The 26,002-nt window shown below is 58.3% G+C and carries 21 protein-coding genes; 8 read left to right on the top strand and 13 right to left on the bottom strand.

Going from position 1 to position 26,002, the window contains the following annotated elements; all coding sequences use genetic code 11:
* Positions 1-46: 46 nt before the first annotated feature.
* Positions 47-619 (bottom strand): elongation factor P, encoded by a 573-nt coding sequence (efp, locus tag CLR77_RS07620; RefSeq protein WP_097460043.1) that lies wholly within the window; start codon positions 617-619, stop codon positions 47-49.
* 45 nt (positions 620-664) lie between these two features.
* Between efp and epmB the strand changes: the two genes are divergently transcribed.
* The 3 genes from epmB (at position 665) to CLR77_RS07605 (ending at position 6,182) form a co-directional block, all read left to right on the top strand.
* Entirely contained in the window at positions 665-1,708 is a 1,044-nt protein-coding gene (gene epmB, locus CLR77_RS07615; protein WP_097460042.1) for an EF-P beta-lysylation protein EpmB, read from the top strand.
* A gap of 325 nt (positions 1,709-2,033) precedes the next feature.
* On the top strand, positions 2,034-3,869 hold the full coding sequence (locus CLR77_RS07610; RefSeq protein WP_097460041.1) for a GTPase: 1,836 nt from the start codon (positions 2,034-2,036) through the stop codon (positions 3,867-3,869).
* Positions 3,870-4,097: 228 nt separating this feature from the next.
* Positions 4,098-6,182 (top strand): EAL domain-containing protein, encoded by a 2,085-nt coding sequence (locus CLR77_RS07605; protein WP_097460040.1) that lies wholly within the window; start codon positions 4,098-4,100, stop codon positions 6,180-6,182.
* A 73-nt stretch (positions 6,183-6,255) separates the two neighbouring features.
* On the opposite strand, the gene serB is transcribed toward CLR77_RS07605, so the two are convergent.
* Complete coding sequence (serB, locus tag CLR77_RS07600; protein WP_097460039.1) at positions 6,256-7,479, bottom strand: phosphoserine phosphatase SerB; 1,224 nt, start codon at positions 7,477-7,479, stop codon at positions 6,256-6,258.
* Positions 7,472-9,766 (bottom strand): DNA topoisomerase IV subunit A, encoded by a 2,295-nt coding sequence (gene parC, locus CLR77_RS07595; protein ID WP_097460038.1) that lies wholly within the window; start codon positions 9,764-9,766, stop codon positions 7,472-7,474. The genes serB and parC overlap by 8 nt, the downstream gene beginning before the upstream one ends.
* A gap of 301 nt (positions 9,767-10,067) precedes the next feature.
* Between parC and CLR77_RS07590 the strand changes: the two genes are divergently transcribed.
* Both CLR77_RS07590 and CLR77_RS07585 read left to right on the top strand, forming a co-directional pair.
* The gene (locus tag CLR77_RS07590; protein WP_097460037.1) at positions 10,068-10,340 is read left to right on the top strand and encodes a hypothetical protein; all 273 of its coding nucleotides are present in this window, start codon (positions 10,068-10,070) and stop codon (positions 10,338-10,340) included.
* 215 nt (positions 10,341-10,555) lie between these two features.
* Positions 10,556-12,175 carry a methyl-accepting chemotaxis protein gene (locus CLR77_RS07585; protein ID WP_097460036.1) on the top strand — a complete coding sequence of 540 codons (1,620 nt, stop codon included), beginning with the start codon at positions 10,556-10,558 and terminating at the stop codon, positions 12,173-12,175.
* Here CLR77_RS07585 and CLR77_RS07580 read toward each other — a convergent pair.
* Entirely contained in the window at positions 12,165-12,770 is a 606-nt protein-coding gene (locus CLR77_RS07580; RefSeq protein ID WP_097460035.1) for a DUF1439 domain-containing protein, read from the bottom strand. The genes CLR77_RS07585 and CLR77_RS07580 overlap by 11 nt on opposite strands.
* Positions 12,771-13,462: 692 nt before the next feature.
* On the opposite strand from CLR77_RS07580, the gene CLR77_RS07575 reads away from it, so the two are divergent.
* The 3 genes from CLR77_RS07575 to petA all read left to right on the top strand — a co-directional run bounded on the left by CLR77_RS07575 (position 13,463) and on the right by petA (position 16,628).
* The gene (locus CLR77_RS07575) at positions 13,463-14,716 is read left to right on the top strand and encodes an EAL domain-containing protein (protein WP_097460467.1); all 1,254 of its coding nucleotides are present in this window, start codon (positions 13,463-13,465) and stop codon (positions 14,714-14,716) included.
* A gap of 86 nt (positions 14,717-14,802) precedes the next feature.
* Positions 14,803-15,813: a tRNA dihydrouridine synthase gene (locus CLR77_RS07570; protein WP_097460034.1), complete on the top strand. Its 1,011-nt coding sequence runs from the start codon at positions 14,803-14,805 to the stop codon at positions 15,811-15,813.
* A gap of 167 nt (positions 15,814-15,980) precedes the next feature.
* Positions 15,981-16,628, top strand: a complete 648-nt coding sequence (gene petA, locus CLR77_RS07565; RefSeq protein ID WP_097460033.1) for a ubiquinol-cytochrome c reductase iron-sulfur subunit — start codon at positions 15,981-15,983, stop codon at positions 16,626-16,628.
* A 19-nt stretch (positions 16,629-16,647) separates the two neighbouring features.
* On the opposite strand, the gene CLR77_RS07560 is transcribed toward petA, so the two are convergent.
* The 9 genes from CLR77_RS07560 to CLR77_RS07520 all read right to left on the bottom strand — a co-directional run bounded on the left by CLR77_RS07560 (position 16,648) and on the right by CLR77_RS07520 (position 25,960).
* On the bottom strand, positions 16,648-18,345 hold the full coding sequence (locus CLR77_RS07560; protein ID WP_227519843.1) for an HAD family hydrolase: 1,698 nt from the start codon (positions 18,343-18,345) through the stop codon (positions 16,648-16,650).
* A 97-nt stretch (positions 18,346-18,442) separates the two neighbouring features.
* The gene (locus CLR77_RS07555) at positions 18,443-19,510 is read right to left on the bottom strand and encodes a protein-glutamate methylesterase/protein-glutamine glutaminase (protein ID WP_097460032.1); all 1,068 of its coding nucleotides are present in this window, start codon (positions 19,508-19,510) and stop codon (positions 18,443-18,445) included.
* The gene (locus CLR77_RS07550; RefSeq protein ID WP_198962713.1) at positions 19,507-20,001 is read right to left on the bottom strand and encodes a chemotaxis protein CheD; all 495 of its coding nucleotides are present in this window, start codon (positions 19,999-20,001) and stop codon (positions 19,507-19,509) included. Before CLR77_RS07550 ends, CLR77_RS07555 begins: the two co-directional genes overlap by 4 nt.
* 6 nt (positions 20,002-20,007) lie before the next feature.
* On the bottom strand, positions 20,008-20,805 hold the full coding sequence (locus CLR77_RS07545) for a CheR family methyltransferase (protein ID WP_097460030.1): 798 nt from the start codon (positions 20,803-20,805) through the stop codon (positions 20,008-20,010).
* Between the two features lie 11 nt (positions 20,806-20,816).
* Positions 20,817-21,356: a chemotaxis protein CheW gene (locus CLR77_RS07540; protein ID WP_097460029.1), complete on the bottom strand. Its 540-nt coding sequence runs from the start codon at positions 21,354-21,356 to the stop codon at positions 20,817-20,819.
* A gap of 14 nt (positions 21,357-21,370) precedes the next feature.
* Entirely contained in the window at positions 21,371-23,026 is a 1,656-nt protein-coding gene (locus CLR77_RS07535) for a methyl-accepting chemotaxis protein (protein WP_158227143.1), read from the bottom strand.
* Between the two features lie 49 nt (positions 23,027-23,075).
* Positions 23,076-25,259 (bottom strand): chemotaxis protein CheA, encoded by a 2,184-nt coding sequence (locus CLR77_RS07530; RefSeq protein WP_097460027.1) that lies wholly within the window; start codon positions 25,257-25,259, stop codon positions 23,076-23,078.
* Position 25,260: 1 nt separating this feature from the next.
* Complete coding sequence (locus tag CLR77_RS07525; protein ID WP_097460026.1) at positions 25,261-25,587, bottom strand: STAS domain-containing protein; 327 nt, start codon at positions 25,585-25,587, stop codon at positions 25,261-25,263.
* A 7-nt stretch (positions 25,588-25,594) separates the two neighbouring features.
* Positions 25,595-25,960, bottom strand: coding sequence for a response regulator (locus tag CLR77_RS07520; protein ID WP_097460025.1), 366 nt, complete (start codon positions 25,958-25,960; stop codon positions 25,595-25,597).
* Positions 25,961-26,002 lie beyond the last annotated feature (42 nt).

Genomic DNA, 26,002 nt, shown 5'->3' with positions numbered 1-26,002 from the left:
GGGAACATGACGACCTGTCCCCGAGTGGGTCAGGTCGTTCAGGAGGTCAGCTCTTGACCCGGCTCACATAGTCGCCGGAACGGGTATCGACACGAATCACCTCGCCCGTGGCCACGAACAACGGTACGTTGACCACCGCGCCGGTGGACAGCGTCGCCGGCTTGGTGCCGCCTTGAGCTGTATCGCCCTTGATACCGGGATCCGTATCCACGATTTCCAGTTCGACAAAGTTGGGCGGTGCAACAGACAACGGGGAACCGTTGTACAGCGTCACAGTATAGACATCCTGTTCTTTCAGCCACTTGACGGTATCCCCTACCGCCTTGGCATCTGCAGCGAACTGCTCGAAGGAGCCATCCGTCAACATAAAGTGCCAGAACTCGCCGTCGTTATAGAGATACTCCATGTCGCGGTCCATGACATCGGCCGCTTCCAGCGTTTCGCCGGATTTGAAGGTCCGTTCCCAGACCCGGTTGGAGATCAGGTTGCGCAGTCTGACACGGTTGAAGGCCTGCCCTTTACCCGGTTTGACGAACTCGTTTTCCAGTACCACACAAGGATCGCCTTCCAGCAGAACTTTGAGACCAGCCCGGAATTCGTTGGTAGAATATGAAGCCATGAGAAAGATACCCGAAATCACGCTGTTGTGAATGACAAGGGCGTAATGATACAGCGAACCGCAACTCCGTTAGAAGTCCGAGCGCAAGCCACTGACATTAACGCTTCCTGGCAAACCCTTTTAGCCCAGGCCATCCGCGACCCCGAAACGCTGTTGTCGCGCCTTGGCCTGTCCCTGGAATGGCTGCCCGGGGCGGTGCAGGGGCATCGGCTGTTTCCCACTGTTGTGCCCGAACCCTACCTATCCCGCATCAAACCCGGCGACCCGCACGACCCGCTGCTGCGTCAGGTCCTTCCCCGTCACGAGGAAACACTCAGTGACGACGAAGACCGGAATGACCCCCTGGAGGAGGCTGCGACTACCGTCACTACCGGCATCATCCGCAAGTACCAGTCGCGCGCATTACTGGTTCTCACCGGCACCTGTGCCGTCAACTGTCGCTATTGCTTCCGCCGTCACTTTCCCTACGGCGACAACCGGCTGTCGCCGTCTGCCCGCGAAGAAGCGCTTCGTTACCTGCAGCGCGAAAGCGGCCTCAACGAAGTCATTCTCAGCGGCGGGGATCCGCTGGCAATGAACGATCGCCTGCTCGCCGAGTGGGTCAGGGCATTTGAAGCCATACCCCATATCAAACGACTCCGTATTCACACCCGCCTGCCTGTTGTCATTCCTCAACGAGTCGACGAACGCCTACTGACCTGGCTTCGAGAGTCGTCGCTACAGAAAGTGATCGTCCTGCACATAAATCACCCCAACGAGATTGATCAGGCAGTGGCCGATGCCGCTGCGAGACTGCGGGACGCTGGCGCCACACTGCTAAACCAGAGCGTCATTCTGCGCGGCGTGAACGATCAGGTCGACACCTTGTGCGAACTCAGCGAGCGATGCTTCGGTGCCGGTATAATGCCGTATTACCTGCACGCCTTCGATCCGGTCCTTGGCGCTGCACATTTCCGGGTCTCCGATGACGAAGCTCGTCACCTTTGCCGCCAGATGCTGTCTCGATTGCCAGGCTTTCTCGTGCCGCGTTTAGTCAGAGAGGTGCCTGGCGGCGAGAGCAAATGGCCTCTCGATCTGGGACTCGCTTAACGGGAACAGGTGATACGATTCATCATCCACGGCTTCGTCGCCGTCAAATATTGTCAAATCAGACCACGAAGTGATGGGTTTGGCACGGGATGACGCACTTGCTATTTCGCCAAGGCTGGGCTTGTATTATAAAGATGCGTAACTGTTGGATTTTTTGGGAAGGAAGCTGAATGATAACCCTGAGATCCAAATGCCTTTTCGGGCTATTACAAAACGATAACCCGATGCAGAATGTTCCGATGCCCCACTACCGACTGCCCACCCCGAAAACCGGCAGTCGGCAAAGTACAGCGATGGGCTCCACGACGATATCGGTGAGTATTTGATGGCAGGCACGAAAAGCACGCTCGATCTTTCCCTACCCGAACAGAAGCTGGCCAATCTCTCTTTCTGCGAGGCAACGCCGAAAGCGATTCGGGACTGGGCGGCAAGCCTGCCACTGGCAAACATAGGGGAAGCTTCGCGTCAGCTTTATCATGCCATTATCGAACTCAACCAGCTGATCACCCCGCCCGCACAGCGCATGCTGATGCTGGAAGGCATTCGACAGCCCATCTATTTCATCTGTGGTGAACTCAGCCGGCACTTCCTCGGCCACTCTATCTCGCTGCCCGAAAAGCAGCGGAAGATTGCCAACCTGGCCCAGGCTCTACAGCTGCATCTCGCGGGCGGCTATAAAACCGTACTGTGCGAACTTGCCCAACAGAACAGCCCCGAGAAGAACAAACGCTCTCTGTCTCAGGCCGCCCACCGGGTCATCACCGACCTGAGCGCCACCATTCTGCGCTCCTGCCAGCTCTACTGTCCGAGCCCGGCAGGCAGCTGGCTTGAAAGCCACCAGGTCTTTCAATTCTGTTATGAGAACAAGCTGCACAACCAGCAGGTGCCCGACGAAACCAACACCCATCGGGCGGAAACCTCTGTCAGCGATGCATACAAGCGCCTACTGCTTCTGGGCTGTTGCCGGCCTAACCAGCTGAGACAGAACGAGCTGACGCAGGCCTACGAGCTGTTCGAGAACTGGACCGACCTGGTCAATTGTCGGCCGGAGGATAATTCCGACGCGATGTTCGTCATCAACCTCGAACGCGACGCGCCACCGCTGTATCGGAGCCTGGCGCCGGATGCCTCGTCCAGCTACTGCTATGGCTTTGACACCTCGAACCTGTCAAACCTGCTGACGGAATATCTGGCCCTGAAGCGGGAACGCAGGAAAGAGGCTGACGCCCTTCTGGACGTTCCAGTGACCGTCAGCGAGTCGCTGCTCGGCCACCTGAGCCAAGCCCTGGGCATACTGACCAAACGATCCTTTAAGCGAATGTCGAGTTCGGGAACGCTGCAGGTGTGCCTGGGCTTAAGCGCTCTTCACTATTATTGTTCGGGACAGGTGGAGTTCAGCCAGTTCGTTAAATCGCACCTGGAAAACCACGATCACGTCGAGGATGACGAAAACATCTTCCTGTCCAGGGCTCGCCGCAGGGAAGACGCCTGGGCCGGTGCCTTCGATGCAGGCCCGGGAGACAGCTTCGTATCCCCGGATACCCCCATTCAATTCCGTGGCGCCGATGGCCGCATCCAGAACGGCACAGAGAAAGGTGTCCTCCACAAGCAGTACCGCGTATCCCTGATCAACACCAGTCCCGGGGGCTATTGCCTCAACTGGGACGCTGAGGTGCCAGCCACATTGCAGGCTGGCGAAATCCTGGGCGTTCGCGAGCAGAATGAGCACCCCTGGAGCATTGCAGTGATCCGCTGGATCCGACAGGTACGCCAGCAGGGTACACAGGTCGGCGTGGAGTTGCTGGCACCCAATGCAGCCCCCTGCGGAGTGAGACTGATCCAGAAAGTCGGAAATAGCAGTGAGTTTCTGCGAGGCTTGTTACTGCCCGAGCTCAGTGCTATCGGCCAACCAGCCACCTTGATCGCGCCGCGCCTGCCCTTTCAGACAGGTAACCGCATATCCCTCCTGCACGACAGCCGGGAAGATCAGTGCCAATTGAACCGACGCATTTCGGCAACCGGCAGTGTCAGCCAATTCGAACTCAAATTCATCAATCTGGGTAGCAGTCAGGGCGGACAGGGTAACGAATCAAACGGCCGGCGTTCGAACCAGGGCGGCACCAGTGAGGACGAATTCGATTCGCTATGGCCCTCTCTTTGACGCAGGTCACATGATGACCCGCTTGGGAGAGGTTGAGGCAACCGGCAACGCATTCTAGAATAAAAAAGAAAGATGGCGCTCAGGGTGTTAGAGTTGCAACACCCTTCGAGTAAGACCATCTACCGGACTAGCAATTTCTGACGAAAGAACACTGTGCGCATGCTCATGTGCGCAAATCCGATAGTCTCGGCCGGCAGAGGTTCGAGGCCTTCACGAGATACTCACCGCATGCAGAAAAAGAACGAGACGACGCACCTGCTCATTCTCGACCCGTCGCAGAACGATGCTGAAAAACTCGTCAGTCTACTTCGTAATTCAGGTCGTGCCACGCGCGCGCACAGGATCACCTCAGAAGAAGACCTGCTGGAGACCCTGAACAACGGCAACTGGGACCTGTTCCTCGCCCGCGACACAGAACAGGAATGTTCAGCTGAAACAGCGCTGGGTCATATCCGGCGTCTGGATAAAGACGTTCCTTTCGTGCTGCTGACCAACGAGTTCAACCGCGAAAAATCCGCGGCCTTCCTGAAACTGGGAGCTCAGGACGTCGTCCCCTTCGATGACCAGGAACTGCTGACACTGATACTCAACCGGGAGCTGAGCAACCTGGGCGAACGCCGTCGCAGGCGACTCCTCGAGTCACACCTGCGGGACTCCGAGCAGCGCTGTCAACTGCTGCTGGAAAGCTCCAAGGATGCCATCGCCTACGTCAATGACGGCATGCACGTGTATGCCAACCAGTCTTACCTGGAGTTCTGCGGCTACCACGACATCGATGAGTTGATGTGCATACCCATACTCGACACCCTGGCACCTGAAAGCCAGGAAGCCTTCCGCGATTTCATGAAGGCTTTTGCCGAGTCCCGTGAAGACGGCAAGCAGCTTAAGTGTGTCACGCGCCGCAGCGACGACACGGAAATCAGCGTGATCATGCAGGCCTCTGCCGCAACCTACGATGGCGAGCCCTGCATACAGATCGTCCTGCGCCCGGAACAGGACAACGCAGAACTTGAAGAAAAGCTACGCCAGATCAGCAGCCAGGATCTGATGACAGGCCTTTACAACCGTCAATACCTGATGGACCAACTGACCGCGACCATTGCGCGCGCGCAGGAAGGTGGTCAGGTCGGCGCTCTCGCCTATATCGCGCTCGACAACTTTACTCCGGTCAAAAGCCAGGTCGGTATCGCCGGCGCAGACCTTATCCTCAGCGACGTCGCCAATATTCTGCGCGAACATGGCGATAGCAATATGACGCTGGCCCGCCTCAGTGACGATGCTTTCGCGCTACTGGCGTACCCCTGCGATGAAAAGCACATGTTTGAGATTTGCGAAAGCCTGCGTAAGGCCATTGAAGATCACCTGTTTGAGATTTCCGGGAAAACGGTTCAGGTAACCTTCAGCATCGGGATCGCAGCCATCGCCGAAAACGCGCCCAAACCGCAGGATCTCCTTGGTCGCGCCCATACGGCATCGTCGGACGTCCGTAAACGTGAGGGCAAGCCGCAAGGCAACGGTGTGGTGATCTACAACCCGGCCTCCTACGAAATCAGCGACGATGACAATTCTGTTGCCGCCATTCAGCGGGCACTGGACGAAGACCGCTTCCGCCTCCTGTTCCAGCCGATTATCAATCTGCGGGGCGAAGGCGAAGAACACTACGAAGCCTTCCTGCGCATGCTGGACAACAAGGGCGAAGAGGTCTCTCCCTACGACTTCCTACCGCCAGGTGGTCCATCGGAAATGGCAGCCAAAATCGACCGCTGGGTAGTCCTGCAGACGATCAAACATCTGTCGACGCACCGATCCAAAGGCCACGATACACGCCTGTTCCTGAACGTTACGACGGAAACCATCGTGGACAAGACCTTCACGTCCTGGCTGTCTGTCGCATTGAAAGCCGCCCGATTGCCCGGTGACTCCCTGATATTCCAGCTCTCGGAAGGTGATACTACCACCCATCTGAAGCAGGCCCGGGAATTCTCGAAATCGTTGCGGGAGCTCCATTGCAAGATATCCATCAGCCGCTTCGGTTGTGCCCTGAACCCCTTCAACACGCTGAAGCACGTGGATGTCGACTATGTGAAACTGGACGGTTCCTTCACCGAGGAAATCCAGAAGAGCGAAGAAGCCAAGGAAAACGTCAAGGAAATGGTTCGCTCACTGCAGAACAGCGGCAAACTGACGATTGTACCGCTGGTGGAAAATGCATCCATACTGTCAACGCTCTGGCAGGCGGGCGTGAATTATATCCAGGGCTATTACCTGCAAGCGCCGGTCCCCGAGATGAACTACGACTTCGGCGAACAGTAGATCGTTATGCCACCAAAAAAATGGGCGGGGAATTCCCCGCCCATTTTGCATTTCACATCAACGAACAACCGTCTCAAATATCAATCTGCTCCAGCGTATCGCTGTCACGAAACCCAATAAGGTAAAGAATCGCATCCAGTCCCAGGGTCGATATCGCGTGGCGGGCAGACTCCTTGACCAACGGTTTGGCGCGAAAAGCTACACCGAGACCGGCCTGGCTCAACATCGGCAGATCGTTGGCACCGTCGCCGACTGCAATCACCTGCTCGCGGCGAACGTGCTCCCGCTCGGCAATCTCCAGTAGCAGCTGTGCCTTGCGCTGACCATCGACAACCTGACCGGTGACACGCCCGGTGACATGACCGTCCTCGATCTCCAGCTCATTGGCATAGATATAGTCAATACCCAGCTTGCGCTGCAGCTCGCGGGCAAAGTACGTGAAGCCGCCCGACAGAATTGCCGTACGGTACCCCAGGCTGCGCAGTGTCCGGATCAGGCGTTCCGCCCCCTCGGTCAATTTAAGGCGCGCCGAAACCTTCTCCAGCACCTGGGCATCCAATCCCTTGAGCAGCGCAACCCGTTGGGTGAAACTCTGCACGAAATCCAGCTCTCCCCTCATAGCACGCTCGGTGATGGCGGCCACTTCCTCGCCAACACCGGCTTCCCGGGCCAGTTCGTCGATGACTTCCGCCTCGATGAGTGTCGAATCCATATCGAACACGACCAACCGGCGGTTTCGCCGGAAAATCGAATCTTCCTGGAACGCGATATCGACATTCAGCTCACTGGCGATTTGCAGGAAGTCAGCACGCAACTGGTCCAAATCGGCCGGTTTGCCACGGACCGAAAATTCCACGCACGCTATCCGGTTGCGGGCGGCATCCAGAGACGGGCGTCCCGACAATCGGGTGATCGTGTCGATATTCAGCCCATGACGGGCGGTAATGCCGGAAACCCGTGCGATCTGATCCGCGCTGATATCCCGCGCCAACAGGGTCACGATGTAGCGAGCCCGATTGCGCCCCGCAGCCCATTGATCGTAATCCTCCTGACTGACCGGGGCGAAACGCACATGAAGCCCCAATTCGTGTACCCGAAACAGGACATCCTTCAGCAGCAGCGGCGCCTTGGTTTCGTCAGGGATTTCCACCAGGATGCCCCAGGTCAGGTGGTCGTGAATGACCGCCTGACCGATATCCAGGATGCGGGCGCCATAGTGCGCCATGATGCCGGTGATTTCGGAGGTCAGGCCGGGTTTATCGTGCCCGGACACGTTGATCAGGACGCGTTCACTCACTGTCGTCTTGTCCTTCAGTAGCGGGAGCGGCGACCTCCGCCGCCTCCACGTCGATACGATCCACCCGCTGCAAGCCGCGCGGCAGCTTGTGCCCGCGCCGTCCCCGCTCACCCAGATAGTGCTCGAGGTCGGAGAATTGCAGTTTCATGTGGCGCTTGCCAGCCTGTACCACCAACACATCATCGCGCCGGAACAGGGCAACGGCCGTCACATACTCTTCCCGTGACTGCACGCGGGAACCGGGGATGCTGATGATCTTGTTACCCTTGCCCCGCGCCAGCTCAGGAAGTTCGGACAACGGGAACACCAGCATACGGCCTTCGTTCGACGCCGCCGCCAGGAAGACATCATTCCCCCGAGGCACCAACAACGGCTGCATGACCCGCCCGCCCTTGGGTAAGCTGAGCGCCGCCTTGCCGGCCCGGTTCTTGGCAAACAGGTCGCTGAGGTTGGCAACGAAGCCATAACCCGCATCGCTCGCCATCAGAATTTTCTGCTCAGGATCCCCCATGACCAGGGCTTCGAAACCGGCACCTGCCGGCGGATTGACCCGTCCGGTCAGGGGCTCGCCCTGCCCTCTAGCCGACGGCAGTGTGTGCGCTGGCACCGAGTAGCTACGCCCCGTCGAATCGAGAAACACGACCTGCTGGTTGTTTCGGCCATGCACCGAAAGGAAATAACGGTCTCCCGCCTTGTAACTCAACCCCGCGGGATCGATATCATGTCCCTTGCCGGCGCGTACCCAGCCTTTTTCGGAAAGCACGACCGTTACCGGCTCGCTGGTCACCAGATCCGCTTCACTGAAGGCGCGCGCCTCTTCTCGCGCGACGATCGGCGAGCGACGATCGTCGCCATAGGTTTCGGCGTCCGCCTGCAACTCGGTTTTCACCAGATCCCGCAGAAGTGCTTCAGAGCCCAGCGTCCGCTGCAGGTAATCACGCTCCTGCTGCAACTCGTCCTGCTCACCCCGGATCTTCATTTCCTCCAGCTTGGCCAAGTGCCGCAATTTCAGCTCGAGGATGGCTTCCGCCTGCTCGTCACTCAGACCAAACCGCGCCATCAGCACCGGCTTTGGTTTATCTTCACTGCGGATAATCTCGATGACTTCGTCGAGATTCAGGTAGGCAATCAACAGGCCTTCCAACAGGTGCAGGCGGGAGAGCACCTTGTCCAGGCGATACTGGAGACGGCGGCGCACCGTGACGGTCCGATAGCTCAGCCACTCGCTCAGCATGGCCCTCAGGTTCTTGACTGCTGGACGGCCGTCGATACCGATCACGTTCAGGTTGACCCGATAGGTTCTCTCCAGGTCCGTACTCGCAAAGAGATGAGCCATCAGACCGTCGACATCGATACGGTTGGAACGCGGGACAATGACCAGCCGGGTCGGGTTCTCATGGTCCGACTCGTCACGCAGATCAGCCACCATCGGCAGTTTCTTGGCCTGCATCTGCGCAGCGATCTGCTCCAGAACCTTGTTGCCGGAAACCTGGTGTGGCAAATCAGTGATCACTACGTCACCGTTCTCCAGCAGCCAACGAGCGCGCATCCGCAGCGAGCCACGACCGGTTTCGTAGAGTTGACGCAAGTCGGCGCGCGGCGTCACGATTTCCGCGCCGGTGGGGAAGTCAGGTCCTTTCACGTGTTCGCAGAGATCGTCAACGGTCGCCAGCGGGTCGTCGAGCAAGCGTATACAGGCCGCCGTGACCTCGCGCACGTTGTGCGGAGGGATGTCCGTCGCCATACCCACCGCAATCCCGGTCGTGCCATTGAGCAGGACATGGGGCAGGCGTGCCGGGAGTGTCGACGGCTCATCGAGGGTTCCGTCAAAGTTCGGCGTCCAGTCCACAGTCCCCTGCCCCAACTCCGACAGCAGTACCTCCGCGAATGCCGACAGGCGCGCCTCGGTATAACGCATCGCGGCAAAGGATTTGGGATCGTCTGGAGAACCCCAGTTGCCCTGACCGTCAACCAGCGGATAACGGTAGGAGAACGGCTGGGCCATGAGCACCATGGCCTCATAACAGGCGCTATCGCCGTGGGGATGAAATTTACCCAGGACATCACCGACAGTACGCGCCGACTTCTTATATTTGGCGGTCGCTTTCAGCCCCAGCTCGGACATGGCATAGACGATGCGGCGCTGTACCGGTTTGAGACCGTCCCCGACATGCGGCAGGGCCCGATCCAGGATGACGTACATCGAATAATCGAGATAGGCCTTCTCGGTATATTCCCGTAGGGCGACTCGCTCGAAGCCCTCATCCGTGGCTTGATACTCTGGCATGGAAGCCTCTTTGTGGTTATGACTGACGGCTGGCCGCCGGGCCAGGGCCCAGTTAGCCAATCCCGTATTATAGGAAGGCACTCGGCGCAGACCAACCTTCGTAACATCGCGCCAGGGTCACTGACATAACACTAATGCCAACGACCCGGCGTTGCGGATTATACGCATGGAGCCCGAGGGACGCTTTCCATAATCTCCTGCCATTGGCCGAAAGGATTAAAGGCAGCACATGCAATCATCGGAAGACATTTATAACCCATCGAACTGACGACGAATCCTGGCGGATTCCCCTGGACGCAGTATGAAGCGAACATTGCGCGCCTGTCTGCAAGCCCTGATGTCGGCCCTCACCAACGGTGTGGTGGCTCTGGCATTGATGCTCCTGATGGAGTTCTGTATCAGCGGCAATCTGCGAATGTATCTGCCTTACGTCTATGCGGCAGGTGCGATCAGCGTCATTATTTTCTTCATTACACTGCCCCGTCAGCTGTCTTACTGTTCCCGCAACGCTTACTGCACGATGAACAAAACCTCTACAACCCCGACAAAATCCAGCCCCTTCCGGCCCTCCTGACCCCCCACGGTAGCCACCAACACTCCGGCAACATACTAACCACGTAGACTCTCATACCGACCATCTGTTTTTAGGTCATTATCTGCACAAGCAACTACACTGAACAATAGCGTGGCAGTATGACCGCTTAGTGGCCAGGACGCGGGTAGGACTCGATAAGAGACACAACTCGAGATCAAGGAGACCGCCACCAGAGCGGCCCGGGAGGGGTATACATGACTCTTCGTAGCAAGCTACTGGTCCCATGCTCGATCATGGCCTTGGGATTGATCATCATTGGAGTGATGTCCTATTTCATTAGCTCGGAGCTGGTGAATAATACGCATACTCTTCAACAGGTTTACCTACCCAGCACCAGCGCCGTTCTCAATGCGGACCGAGATCTCTACCAGGCACTTACCGCACAACAGGACTACATCGCCGCCATCTCCGAGAAAAAGGATGGCAGTAGCTTCCGAAAAGATTACGAGGACAACGCCAAACAAGCCTGGGATCGCATGAAACTCTTCCAGGCCAAGGTGACCAGTCCAGAAGCAAAGGCATTGCTACAGTCATTCGACGACAGTTACCAAACCTGGAAGCAGGCCGCCGATAAGGTCTTTCAGGAGGCCGATGCCGGGCAGACATCTCAGGCCTGGGCCGACTCCCTGGGACCGGTCAACGACAAATTCCAGAGTTTGCGGGACATCTATAACAAAGCGGGTGAACTGGCGGACAGGGAGGCTCGCGACCTTGCCGAACAGTCCGCTGCCAATGGCCGGGAAGGAACCCTAAGTACGCTGATCATCTTCATCGTAACGCTCGTCCTCAGCGGTGCCATCATGTTCTGGGCACTCCGCATGATATTGAAATCCGTCAGTGAGCTGCGTAACCGTATCGACGACATGGCCGAAGGCGAAGGCGACCTGACAGCGCGAATTCCGGTGACATCCAAGGACGAGCTGGGCGAACTCGCCGAACGTTTCAACAAGGTACTGGCCAATCTGCAAGGCATGATCCGCAACGTCAAGGGACACTCGGTGGAACTCAAGTCCGGCGCAGAAAAACTCAATGGCGCCGCACACGAAAATCGCCAGAGCGTCGCGCGCCAAACCGACGCCATCAATATGTCGGCCACTGCGGTTAACCAGATGCAGAGCGCCATCCAGGATGTTGCCAACAACGCCTCATTGGCAGCGGAACAGACACGCCTGGCCCGGACTCACGGAGATACTGTCACCGGCACGATCAACCGCTCGACCTCACAGATCAGGGCTCTGGCGGACAGGATGCAGGAGGCGGTACAGGTTATCCAGAAACTCGCGGCGGACTCCGGGAACATTGTTTCGGTCCTGGATGTGATTCGCGGCATCGCCGAGCAAACCAACCTGCTCGCACTGAACGCCGCCATCGAGGCCGCCCGCGCCGGAGAACAGGGCCGAGGGTTTGCCGTTGTCGCCGACGAAGTGCGCACCCTGGCCAGTCGCACACAACAGTCGACGGAAGATATACAGCGCATGATTCAAACGCTGCAGGAGGGGGTCGGCCAAGCCGTACAGGTCATGGAATCCGGCAGCAATCAGGCGGAAGAAACCGTTTCCCTGGCCGAAGAAGCCCAGTCGGCGCTACTCGGGATCCTGGAGTCTATCACCCAGATCAACGATATGAGCATCAGCATCGCTTCCGCCACGGAGCAGCAATCCCAGGTGGTTGAAGACGTCAACCGTAACGTCACGGAGATCAGTGATCAGGCTCACCAAAACGACGTACGGTCGAAAGAGATCAGCGAGATCAGCAGCAACCTCACCATTCGGGCGGAAGAACTGCATGGCCAGGTGAGCCGTTTCAGGGTTTAAGCGCGCGGCCGCCATTCGGCGGCCTGCGCAGCTGTAGCCTCAGCCGGCCGGGGCGGCACTCGATACGGTCCAGGTAGCGGTGGACCCAGACATGCCCCGGACGCAGGGCATCAAAGCGGAAAACCGGGTGCCGACGCATCCAGCAGCGAACACCCCATTGCAGTACCGGCCTCAGGGGCACCAGTACACGTCGTAACGGGCCAAGACGGAGATCGGTAATGCGAGAGGCCCTGACCCAAAACACACCTTCGGCGGAGACATACTCCAACCGTCCCTCAAGCACCAGGCAACCAATAATCGCTTCTCTCGTGCGGGAGCTTCGCGCGATATTCGCTTCCAGCCTCAATCTGTCTTCGGACTGAATCGTCAAGCGGGGGTCGACCAGCCCCCAGGCACCGCCCCCTTTGGCCAATGTCGCCACCAGATGTCGCTCGATATCCTGTTCACTGATGTCGTAGGAATAGGTCAATGACCGGCTGATGCGATCGGCAGTCTCCCCGAGCCAATCCGACAACACCGAGACAAAAGGCCGCCCCTCATTCGGTTTACCTTCATTCTCCTGAACTCGACGATCCTGCCCGGTACCGCGCTCCATACAACATTCTCGCTCGCTTAGCAGACCGCGATGAGTCTATGCATCCGCCAACATCGCTGTCCAGGCCGATAAGGCCAACAGGTACCCCATACGTTGGTAGAATTGTGGTTACTACGCATTGTCAAGTATTTTCTTAAACAAGGACAATAAAACACTCAGCACACACCAAAGGCATAGAACAGGATGAACGTCATGGAACCGGAATTCGACGAACGCGTTGTTGTTCCGAGCAACAACTAACGACAACAAGCCAGCGATACACTCTGTCCACGACATAGTTCGACGGCTTGAATGAGAAACGTTGAAGCCTGCCGGTGACGACCGGTTTGAATATCTGTGTGCCCGGGTAAAGTTATCCGGGCACACGCCCCTCCTGTGTCGTTTAACCAAATTTTTTCGACGACCTCTGGTGGCCAGTCAACGACTCTGGCAAGCTAGCCACTTCACTGCTATACATAGTTAGCTAGCTTTTTGTTCTTAAGAGAGCCTTAAGATATCTTCATTCTCTTAATGAATAACGGATTTGCCGGTGTCGTATCTGATGGCTCCTCCTTCTGTGGGGGTCTCCACCCAGGATATCCGACCCGGATTTGGCCGCCACGTCTGCCGTTACTGTCTAACATCGACAGGACATGATGACGTCGAGCGATCCGGTTATCAGTACGTTGTCGATAATGCGATCAAACGCTTTCATGACACCCGTTTTTCCAGAGTTCGATGCCCTGAAGCATTTATTGAAACAACAGTCAGACTCTGTCTGGACCGCCAGCTTTCAGGGATTGACGCTGCGTACGGCACTGCAGCCCATCTTCAGCATTTCGCATAAGCGAACGGTTGGCTATGAGGCGTTGATACGGGCATTCGATAACGATGGATCCCCCGTACTGCCGATCCATTTGTTCTCACTGCCATCCAGCGAACCGGAAAACGTCTTGCTGGATCGCTTGTGCCGCTACCTGCATGTCCGTAATTTCTCCACGCTGTCTGACGACGTGAACTGGCTGTTCCTCAATGTATCCCCGCAAGCCGTAGCCAGCGGCGCCCGTTACGACTCCTTTTTTGGCCAGCTGCTGACGAAAACCCAGTTCCCGTCCCATCGCGTGGTTGTCGAAATCGTCGAGCAACCCACGGACGACGCCGCACGACTACGCGAAACCGTCCAGTACTACCATGAGCTCGGCTGCCTGATCGCCATTGACGACTTCGGAGCCGGTCATTCCAATTTCGAACGCATCTGGAACCTGGGGCCGGACATCGTCAAGCTTGACCGCCAGATCCTGGTCCGTGCGACCGATGATAAGCGCGCGCGCCAAATTCTCAACGGGATCGTCTCCCTGCTCCACCAATCGGGCTGCCTGGTGCTCCTGGAAGGTGTGGAGACGAGGGATCAGGCAATGATCGCGGTAGATGCCGGCGTCGACTTCGTGCAAGGCTTTTTCTTCCAAGTGCCCAGTATTGCCCTGGATCGGGTCATCACCTCCGGCGCCGATTTCGACTCGCTGCTGCAGGACTACAAGAGCCAGTCCAACGAACACGCGGACCCCACCGAACAACTGACCGGATTCTTTGAGGCCCGCTTCCGCGGTGCCATGGGGGCGCTCAAGCGTGGGGAAGCACTTTCCAGCGCCAGCCAGCACCTGCTTTCCCATCACGCGGTATCACGTTGCTACCTGATCGGCAGCGACGGTGTCCAACTGGGCGATACCCTGCTCGCCTCCCACCTTACCAACGGTCTCGACCCACGCTTCCGCCCACTGGAAAATACTACCAGCGCCGATTGGTATCGCCAGCATTACCTTCGACGGGCAATGCAAGCTCCCGATGTCCTGCAGGTCACACGCCCTTACCTGTCTGTCACCGGCGCCCATATGTGTGTCACGTTGTCCTGTGCCTTCGAGAAAGATGGCGAACATCAGGTGCTCTGCTGCGATATCCTGTCCCTGTAAAACGCTTGGCCCGCCTCCAGACTGTGGCACAATAGGCGCCCCGGAACAGGAAGCTCCCGGATTCGACTAATACCGAGTAGGTTCCCATGCGCATCATCCTGGCTCCGATGGAAGGTCTGGTTGACCCAATCACCCGCGACCTGATCACTCGCCTCGGCGGAGTGGATCAGTGCGTTACCGAATTCGTCCGCATTACCAACACCCTGCTACCCCCCAAAGTGTTCTATCGCCTGGCACCTGAACTACTCACAGAAGGGCGCACAGCGGCAGGCACTCCCGTCGTCGTCCAATTACTCGGCAGTGACCCGGTCTGCATGGCCGAAAATGCCTGTCAGGCTGCCGCCCTGGGCGCACCGGCAATCGACGTGAATTTCGGGTGTCCGGCAAAAACCGTCAACCGGCACCGTGGGGGTGCGGCCCTGCTGCGTGAACCCGAGTTGATGCAACGGATTGTGGAAGCCCTGAGGCAGGCGGTTCCGAAAGCGATTCCGGTAACGGCAAAGATGCGTCTCGGATATGACGATACCGCCCTGACCCTGGATTGCGCCCGTGCGCTGGAGGCGGCGGGGGCCGCGGAGATTACCGTCCACGCGCGCACCAAAGTCGAAGGCTACCGGCCGCCAGCCCACTGGCATTGGCTGGCCACGATTCGCGAAGCGGTCTCGGTGCCGGTCGTCGCCAATGGCGAAATCTGGACATGCGATGACTACGACACCTGCCGAACCGTCAGCGGCTGTGACGACGTCATGCTCGGTCGCGGGCTGGTGGCTCGCCCGGATCTCGCCCGGCAGATTCAACGGGGCCGCCGGCACGCTCCCGCAGAACCTCTAGACTGGGCGGGTGTAACACCCTTGCTGCGGGAGTTCTTCGCGCGCATGCTGGCGACGGCAACACCCGCTCAGGCGGCAGGACGTTTGAAACAGTGGCTGACTTACCTGAGACAGACCTACCCCGCGGCGGCAGAACTGTTCCTTCAGATCAAGCGCAGCACTGAGCCGGAGGCTATCTTCAGCCTGATCGACAAAGGCGCGCAACATCTTCCCCAGACACCCTACAACCGGCGGGACGAGATCCCACTCATGGATGCCTGCGGCTGACGTTCCCCTCTCGCTCATCTTGACATTCGTCAAGCAGCAGGAAACCTTCGGCGGAATGGCGCATCATAGCAATAGGGACAGCGGTCTCCCAAAAGGGCGTTAGGTTGTCGCCATAATGGAGTGTCTCGGAAGTCTGTGACTCACTCGACCGTCAGAGGAGTACCTGCATGACCGAAGATGTCTCCGACTGCGACGAAGACCCTGTCACCAACGAAGCCCGCCGACGCTTTCTGGTCACCGCAACCTCCGTCATTGGCGCGATTGGGGTTGTGGGGGCAGCCGTTCCCTTTATTGCGTCCTGGGAGCCCAGCGCCAGGGCAACAGCAGCCGGCTCACCGGTCGACATCAGTATCAAGAAGCTCGAGCCCGGCCAGATGGTTACGGTCTCGTGGCGTTCCAGACCGGTCTGGGTCTTGCACCGCACCCCGGAACAGCTTGCTACATTAAGCAAACTCAACGACGCCTGTAAGGATCCGGATTCCAAGGCCGACCAACAGTTCAGCCCCAAGGTACAGAACATTTACCGGTCACTGGAACCGGCCTATTTCGTCTGCGTCGGTATCTGCACTCACCTTGGCTGCATCCCGGACTACAAGCCGACACCGCATTCTCCTGAAATGGGGCCCCAATGGCTTGGCGGTTTTTTCTGCCCCTGCCATGGTTCTCACTACGACCTGGCCGGAAGAGTGCTGAAAGGAAGCCCGGCGCCGCTCAACCTGCCGGTGCTTCCCTACTATTTCCTGAACGACCGCGAGATCCGCGTCGGCACGTTGGCCGATGGGTCAATGAAGGACTGGAAGCCCAATACCTGGTGATTGCCGTAACAGGCCCGACTCACCGGCGCCCCTTGTCACGGCAGGCCAAAACCAGTGCCCAGAATTCGGAAAAATCGTTCACCACTACATCTGGTTTATGGGGGTGACGAGGCGTTCCCGGGAAAATCTTGCGCAGCCAGGGCAGATCCCAAAGCGCACCGTTGAAAAACACCCCCGTGATACCGGCCCGTTTGGCGGACACGATATCCGTGGTGCTGTCCCCGACATACCAGACATCCGGCCCGGCGGTACACCCCAGGTTATCGATAGCCCGAAGCAGTTGGTCGGGATGAGGCTTACGCAAGGGAGTATCGTCCCCACACACATTGGTGTCGAACAGCTCCACCCAGCCAGTCCCATCGACTGCCGCCAGCTCGTGCTCGAAAAATTCCCGATCCCGATTGGTAATCACCCCAACCTTGACGGGCAGATCCCTCAACGCCACTAACATACGCCGCACCTGGGGTTCGAATGGCTGCACCTGTCCATAATGCTTGCGGTAGTGATGGTTGAAGGCTTTGTGAGCAATGATCTTCGCGTCCTGGTCTTCGCCAAACAAGACTTCGAAGATGTCGGTGCGAGATATCTTGCGGTCCGCCTTGATCTTGGGATGCAGCTGGCCATAGCTGCGGACATACTCCACCAGTCTGGCGTCCTCGGGAGAACGGCTGTCCTCAGGACTCACCAGCCGATCCTGAAGGCCCAGCGCCTTAAGCTCAGGCAGCATGTCATCGACCGCGTGGTACATGGCGTCCAGGGTATCGACCAGCGTCGCGTGCCAGTCGAAGAGAATCAGGGTGGGTGCTGTCAGGCGGGCGACCGACGGGTGCCAGTCGGCCTCGATGCGAGGCGGTGGCGGCTCCGGTGCCGGATAGGACGGCGGACGATTCGCCTCAACGGAAATATCGAAAGCTTCGGGGCAATGCAACTGCACATTGACCAGCACATCGACCAGTTGGTCGAAACTATCAACCACAGCGTCAGGCGGCAGCTCCCCGTTTCCCTCGAAGTTCTGCTCGATCCAATCCCGCTCCCAACGTGCGCCGTTGTAAAACACCGCCGTCACACCGGCGTTGCGGGCCGTCAGCATGTCGACATAGCTGTCCCCTACGTACCAGACATCCGGTCCCGGCTCGACATCGAATGCAGACAATGCCGATAAGATCACTTCCGGCGCTGGCTTATAGTCGATCACGTCATCGGCGCATACCGTGGTATCGATCATGTCCTGCCAGCGCCCGTCATCGACCAACCGGATTTCCTTATCGAGAAACTCCCGGCTGCGATTGGTGGCGACTCCGAGACGGATTCCGAGTCGGTGAAACAGCGTCAGATAATCGAGTACGCCTTCCTGGAAGGGTTTCACTTTGCCGAAGTGATGCCGGTAACAGGCATTGTAGGCCCGGTGGGCAATACCCTTGGCTACCCGGTCCGGGCCGAAAATGGCGTTGAAGATATCGGTGCGCGATACGCGGCGCTCAGCCAGGATACGGGGATGCAGGCGCCGGAATATGCGAATGTAACGAACCAGTTTCGCATCTTCCGGCGTTTTGCATTGATGCTCCGGTAACAGCCGCTCGACCAGCCCCAGTGACTCCAGCTGCGGCAGCATTTCCTCCATGGCGCTGAACATCGCATCCAGCGTATCGACCAGGGTACCGTGCCAATCGAACAACATGACACGGGGAGGCACTAGGGGCGCATTGCTGATCGACATGGGGCTTCGCTTCCGGATTTTGGTCGAGGTTACCTTAAGCGTAGCGTCCAATCAGCCACGAGGGAAAACACAAAAGACGGCAAAACGATGAACCAGCCTAGCCAAAGCGGCTGATATGCCCTGGAATGGCGTTCAACGCACAGACATCCATCGCCCCGCCGAGCTTTATCGCCTCCTTCGGCATACCGAAAACCACACAGGAAGCCTCGTCCTGCGCCAGCGTCTGGGCTCCGGCTTCACGCATGGCGACCAATCCTCGGGCACCGTCGTCCCCCATCCCCGTCATGATAACGCCCATGGCGCTATTGCCTGCGCACTGGGCCACTGAGCGAAACAGGACATCGACAGAGGGTTTATGACGATTCACTGGCGGGCCATCGAACACCCGGACCCGGTATTGGGCACCGCTACGCACCAGCTGCATATGCCGCCCCCCCGGCGCGATCAGGGCCAATCCCGGCCGCACCCGGTCGCCATCCTTTGCCTCCGCGACGTCGATCGAGCAGAGCCCGTTGAGCCGGTTGGCAAACGCGGCGGTAAACTGTTCCGGCATGTGTTGAACGACAGCGATACCCGGACACCCCGGCTGCAGCTGGCTCAACACACGTTCCAAGGCCTGGGTTCCCCCCGTCGACGTACCGATGGCAACAATCTTGTCGGTCGTCCGATAGCCGCCGCGGGCCAAGGCGGGTGATACAGAGGCGGGCTCCGCCGCCTTCGTCACGGTCGCCGGCGAGGGTGCCGAGGCGAGGGTTCTAGGTCTGGACAGCGCCGCTTCCTTGACGGCCCGGGCCAGGTCACGTCCCATGGCCTCAAGATTCTCGCGAACGCCGACGCTGGCCTTGGTGAAAATACTGACGGCTCCCGCCGATAGCGCTTCCAGCGTGATTCTGGCGCCCTTTTCCGTCAGTGTGGAACACACGACGACCGGCGTCGGACGCTCTGACATCAGCTGCCGCAGGAAGGTCAAGCCGTCCATGCGCGGCATTTCCATGTCAAGCACGATCACATCCGGCCAATCCTTTGCCATGCGCTGTTGAGCGAAGATCGGATCGGCGGCGGAACCAATGACATCGATACCGTTATCTCTCAGACAGTGCGTAAGCACCTGCCTGACCAGCGCGGAATCATCAACGATAAAAGCCCGGGGTCGCTGTTGGTTCATAAGGCCTCCTTGCGGCGTGCCGGCACGAACTGGACTGTCACTTTACCCGTCATACCATTTACTTCAATCCGGCGCGGCAGAGGGCCTCCAGTGTCGACCCGGCTGAAGTGCCAGCCGAGCTCTCCGGCGCGGGCATGAATGTATTCGATGTTTCGTGCTCCGACCGAGAAGGGCGTCTGCAGCGTTTCCCCGTTCGCCAACAAGAGTCGGCTCCCCCCATAGAGTTCCATAACGTAGTCCCCGGGTTGGCTTTCCCAACTCCGCATATCGTCCAGGAACTTTGTCATGACCTGGTCAGCATAGTAACCATCGCGCCTGACCAAAGTTCCCTGCGACTTCGGGGTCTCCGGCAACAGGATGTGACAGAACCCAAGAATCCGGCGTTCGGGATGCCAGAGCACGATGGAGGCACAGGAGCCCAACAGCGTACGCACGCCTTCGGGAATCACGCCAAAGACGTATTCTCCGGGATTGATATAACGCGGCGTCACCAGGCGTCACGACTCCTTGCGGTAGGTTGCAGGTGCGATCGTACTGAGCGGCAGCCCCAGCCCTTGAACCGTTTCCGAGTGCCCCAGGAACAGATAGCCTCCGGGCACAAGCTGCAACAACACGCGTTGGAGTATTTTCCGCTTGGCCGCAACGTCGAAATAGATCAGGACATTGCGAATGAAGATCACATCAAAACGCCCCAGGTCGCCCGGCAACGGTTCATTCAGGTTCATCGGACGAAACTCGATACGCCGGGCCAACTGGGGATTGACCTGAAAGTAGCCGGCGCGACTTCCGGTGCCCCGCAGGCAGTAACGCACAAGACAGTCCCGCGACATCTGGCTTTCCTGAGCGACCGGGTAGATACCCTGACGGGCCTTATCCAGCACACTGCGGGACAGGTCGGACGCCACAATCTCCCACCCCGGTTCCCGGGCCGATTCGGACATGACCATCGCCATGGTATACGGCTCTTCACCGGAGGAGCATGCCGCGCTCCACAGGCGGAGCGGCCGGCGCGACTGGGCGGCGATATCCGTCAGGATCTCAAAATGGCGGGGCTCCCGAAAAAAGCGGGTTTCGTTCGTCGTCAGCAGGTCTATCGCAATCTGACGCTCTTCCGCTGATGTTTTCAAATAGGCGGCATAGTCCGAAAAACCAGGCAGGCGAAGCGCGCGCAAGCGCTTTTGCAAACGGCCGGACACCAGCGCCTGCTTATGGTCCGGCAGAAAGATACCCGAGGCTTCTTTCATCAATCGTTGCAACTGCTGGAAGACCTCAGGTTCGAGAGAAAACGACTGCATGACTCCGCCTGCTACGCCTCCGTTTCCGGAGCCTGGACGCCAGCACTGGCGACACGTCGCAGGTCCTCCACGGATAGCACATTGTCAACGTTCAAGATGATCAGGAACCCGGCATCCTGCCGGGCCATACCTGCGATAAAGTCAGTCCGGATACCGGTTCCGAAACTGGGCGCGGATTCAATGCCGTCGCCTGGGATGTCGAGCACGGCATCCACCGCATCGACCACCAGGCCCATCACCATGGAGCAGTCCTCGCGCTGTAACTCCATGATAATGACACAGGTACGGTGACCCTGAGTTTCGGCGTTATACCCCAACCTGCCGGCAAGATCCACTACGGGCACGACATGCCCACGCAGGTTGATCACACCCCGGATAAAGCTGGGCATCATGGGAACAGGCGTCACCTGGCCGTACTCGATGATTTCCCGGACAATACGGATGGGTAACGCCAAGGCTTCGCCGCGGCACCGAAACGACAGATACTGCTCTGCCAGCTCGTCAATCACGGCCAGTTCTGCGGGCAGCGCTTTCACGTCAGGCTCGCTCATCACAGACCTCCCGGTTATTGGCCGTATGCCACGAATTCCTTATCGGCATTAGCGCCGCCATGCAGATTCGCGACACTGCCCTCACCCCTGTTCGGTTCCAGGGAACGCTGGGGACTGCGAGCGGACGCAGAGTGCTTCAGGTGGCGCAGTTTGAAGAAGGTCACCAGTTCCTGAAGCTGATTCGCCTGGGCACTCATTTCCTCTGAGGTCGCCGCCAGTTCTTCCGAACTGGACGCATTCTGCTGGGTGACTTCATTCAGTTGCGTCATCGCCGCATTGATCTGGCTGACACCGGCGGCCTGTTCTTCAGAGGCCGCCGTGATCTCCTGCACCAGATCCGAGGTTTTCTGAATGTTCGGCAGGATTTCCTGCAGCAAGCTTCCGGCCTGTTCGGCCAGATCCACGCTGCTGCCAGCCACTTCACCGATCTCCCGGGCGGCCACCTGGCTTCGCTCCGCCAGCTTGCGAACCTCTGCAGCAACCACCGCAAAGCCCTTACCATGCTCTCCCGCACGTGCGGCTTCGATGGCCGCATTCAGCGCCAACAGGTTGGTCTGGTAGGCAATGTCATCGATGATGCCAATCTTGTCAGCTATCTGCTTCATGGCAGAAACCGTGTCGCTGACGGCCTTGCCGCCCAGTTGCGCATCCTGGGCCGCCTTCGACGCAATACCGTCGGTGACCTTGGCATTTTCCGTGTTCTGGTTGATGGACGCTGACATCTGCTCCACGGAAGACGTGGTTTCCTCGACACTGGCCGCCTGTTCGCTGGCCGCCTGGCTGAGGGCCTGCGACGTGGCGCTCACCTGATTGGAAGCGGAAGAAAGCGTGTCGGCCGAGCCGCGCACCTCACCCAGGATATGGCCCAGCTTGTCGACCATCTCCTTAAGGGCATACAACAAAGAACCCTTGTTCCTGGTGTCGGTATCGATATCCATGGTCAGGTCGCCATCCGCCACTCGTCGCGTGATCTCGACTGCATAGACCGGCTCGCCACCCAGTTGGCGCACAATGCGTGTCGCGATCCAGTAGCCCATAACCATACCGATCAAAGCCCCCAGCACGATCACGACCAGCATCACTGTACGGCTATTGTGATAGATCGACGTCGTCTGTTGTGCCATGTTCTTGGCGTCATCTTCCTTGAGCGTGACAAAGTCGCTCATATCCTGATCAAGCCCTTCGACAACGGCATGGAAAGGACCAAACAGGAAGTCCCTCAAAGCGATCGTTCCCGCCGGGGTGTAGGGCTCGCTCTTGGCCATCGACATCAGCGTATCCAGCCCCTGGAGATACTTGGGCATCATGATATCGACTTTGTCGAACGACGCCCGGTCCTCCTCCGAAGAGACATACTTATGGGCATCCTTAACCTGCTGCTGATAGGCCGCCATGTCCTTCGATAGCGCATCTTCCATCGACTGGCGCTGTTCCGGCTTATCGGCCAACGCCAGATTCCGGGCATCACGCTCAACATACAGCAGCGAGATGTTGGCCTCCTTGACCCGTGAGATCCCCAGCACATTGTGCTTATAAAGGTGCGTCGCGAGACCGTCCATCTCCGACATGTTGGACATCCCAACCACCCCGACAATGACCATCAGGGCGCAAACGACCATAAAGGCCAGCACCAGACGTGTACGTAATTTCAGATTTCCGAGGAACCCCATGCTCATTCTCCAATTGAAAATCTTGGGCCAAAACAGTTGAGAAGCCTGTCTACGGCATCGCCGCTATCAACCGGTCACTACCGGCATCCGTTTGGTCACACACCTGCCTCAGCAGGCTCCCGATATCCAGAATCAGTGCGACCTCCCCTGACCCCAGGATGGTGGCGCCTCCCACCCCCTTGAGATGTTGAAACAACTGTCCCAATGGCTTGATCACCGTTTGGATTTCTCCGTGCAGACGATCCACGAGAACGCCCGCCGACAAGTTCCCCTGACGAACCACGACCAGGCTCTGACGCTCCGCGGCGCCACCCTTGATCGAGAAGTAATGGCGCAACGCCAGATAAGGCAGCGCCTGGCCTCGAAGTTCCAGATACCCTTCTGCCTTCTGGGCGAGGTGAGCCGGCAGTTCGATACACTCCGTCACCAGCTCCAGCGGAATGACGTAGTACTGCTCTCCCACACTCACCAGGAAACCCTCGATAATCGCCAGCGTCAGCGGCAGGCGAATACGGAAGCAGCACCCACGTCCCGGGCGGTTATCGATCTCAATGGTGCCGCGCAGGCCATCGATATCCTTGCGCACGGAATCCATGCCGACACCACGACCGGAAATGTTCGTTACGGTTTGCGCCGTCGAAAACCCGGGATGGAAAATCAGTTGCAGGACCGACTGCTCGTCGATATCCGCACCAGGCGCGACCAGATCCCGCTCGATCGCTTTCTGCAGGATGCGGTCCGGATCGATGCCCCCGCCATCGTCGCTGACCTCAATGACGATCTGCCCCGACTCGTGAAAGGCATTCAGGGTTACAGTGCCCTGCTCCGGTTTGCCGACTTCAAGACGCCGTTCCGGACTTTCCAGTCCATGGTCGATGGCATTGCGCACCAGGTGAACCAGCGGCTCGTAAATGCGGTCGACCATGGTTTTATCGAGTTCGGTATCGGCCCCCTGGATATCCAGCTTCACCTGCTTGCCGAGGCCATCGCCGGTTTCCCGGATCAATCGGTGGAAACGGTTGAAGGTTTCGCCAATCTCAACCATGCGCAAGCGCAGGGCGGATTCCCGGATGGACTCCACATGGCGACAAAGCTCCTCCGCCCGTTCCGAGATACGCGCCTGAACGCTCTGCTGCGCGGCCAGCCGCATGCCTTCTGCGGCAATGACCAGCTCGCCGACCTGATTGATCAGCTCATCCATCTTGTCGCTGGCAATCTTCAGGTAGGCCGCTCGCCCCAATCGCTCGCGGACGCTGGACTGTTTCTCCAACGCAACCTGCACGGCCTCAGGCGCCACCATCTGCGCATCGACGACCACCTCCCCCAATTTCCGGCCCTGCTCGGCGGACTGCAGGTTGAGTCCCTGCTGAAGTTCCTTTTCCGTCAGCAGCCCGGCCTTTACCAGGATTTCGCCCAGGCGGTGGTCATCCTCGGGCAAGGCCCTGATCAGTTGGATGTAGTCTTCCAACTGACTCTCGGGCGGAAGGATACGAATGGTTGCCAGATCGTCGAGAAACTCGAAGACCTGTTCGATGTCCGCTTTGGTCGTATCGCCAAGGAGGTTGATTTCCAGGCCGAAGTAGCACTGCTCAGGATCAAAATCTGCCAGGTCGTCCGGAAGCTCGTCCGCGATATAGATCACTTCGGTGAGCTGGCCCAACCGCCCCAGGTATCGCAGGAAGGACGCGGGATCGAATCCGCTGCGGAACAACTCGCGATCGAAACGGAGGGAAATATGCCATGCCTGATCGCGTTGGTCCGATGCCGGAGAAACCCGTTCGAAGGTCCCCCGCTCCTGATGCTGTCCATCCTGCGCAACCGGCAGATCGGCTCCGGAACGCTGGACCTCGTTGAGCTGACGGACCAGGATCGCCGTTGCCTCAGGATCAGGGTCGTCCTGTAGGCCACCCGTTGCGGCTTCAATCAGGTGATTGATGCGGTCCAGACACCGGTAACACAGATGGAGCAGTGCACTGTCGAGCGGAATGTCCCCGTCGCGCACACCAACCAGCAGGTTTTCGTAATGGTGAGTAAACCCCACCACGAAATCGACACCCAGGATACCGGCAGATCCCTTGAGGGTATGTACCGCCCGGAAAAGGCTATTGATCGCTTCAACGTCTTGAAGATCCTGCTCGAGGTCAGACAGGCTCATCTCCGCGCGTTGCAGGAGCTCTTGGGCCTCCGAAATGAAGGTTTCCGCCAGCCAGCGCCATTGCTCATCGTCGAGCATATCAACAGGCTCCCATGTCAGCCGGTATCACGGTCTGCAACCCCAGAAGACTCTGTACCTGGCACAGATCGACCAATTCCCTGACCGCATCGGAAAGCGGCTCGAAGGATAGTGTCACCCCCGACGAACGGGCCCAGGCGCGCAACGCCAACAGCCATTGCAGACCCGCCGAATCACACTCGGCGACCGCCCCAAGGTCCAACTGGATCTTCTGTCCACCGGCCAGTCGCGGCAGCAGTTGATCATGCAATTGGGCAATCTCATAGATACAGAGATCTTCGGAAATCACGACAGTCAGTTCTCCCGCGCCCGGTTCGCTCACGTCCATAACGGCCTCACATGATCAGCTTCTGAACGGCGGCGAGCAGTTGATCAGGCTTAAAGGGCTTGACGATCCAAGCCTTGGCGCCAGCCGCCTGCCCTTCCCTTTTCTTGGCATCTTCACTTTCCGTCGTCAGCATCAGCACTGGCGTAAACCGGTGCATGGCATTCTGCTTCAGCGCCTTAACCAGGCTGATACCGTCCATGCGAGGCATATTGACGTCGCTAATGATCAGGTTGACCCGACGCGCGCCGAGTTTCTCCAGGGCGTCCTGGCCATCCACGGCTTCCAAAATGTCATATCCGGCGCCACTCAGGGTCATTCGAACCAGTTGACGCATAGACGATGAATCGTCGACAACACAGACGGTTTTCGCCATTCCCTTACTCCCTAATGGTGGTGGTCGTCTTGATTTTTCAGA

The organism is Mangrovitalea sediminis (assembly GCF_002514725.1).
In the GTDB taxonomy this organism is placed as follows: domain Bacteria; phylum Pseudomonadota; class Gammaproteobacteria; order Pseudomonadales; family Oleiphilaceae; genus Mangrovitalea; species Mangrovitalea sediminis.
Note: the sequence above shows the minus strand (reverse complement) of the source record. Positions and strands in the feature narration are given on the sequence as shown.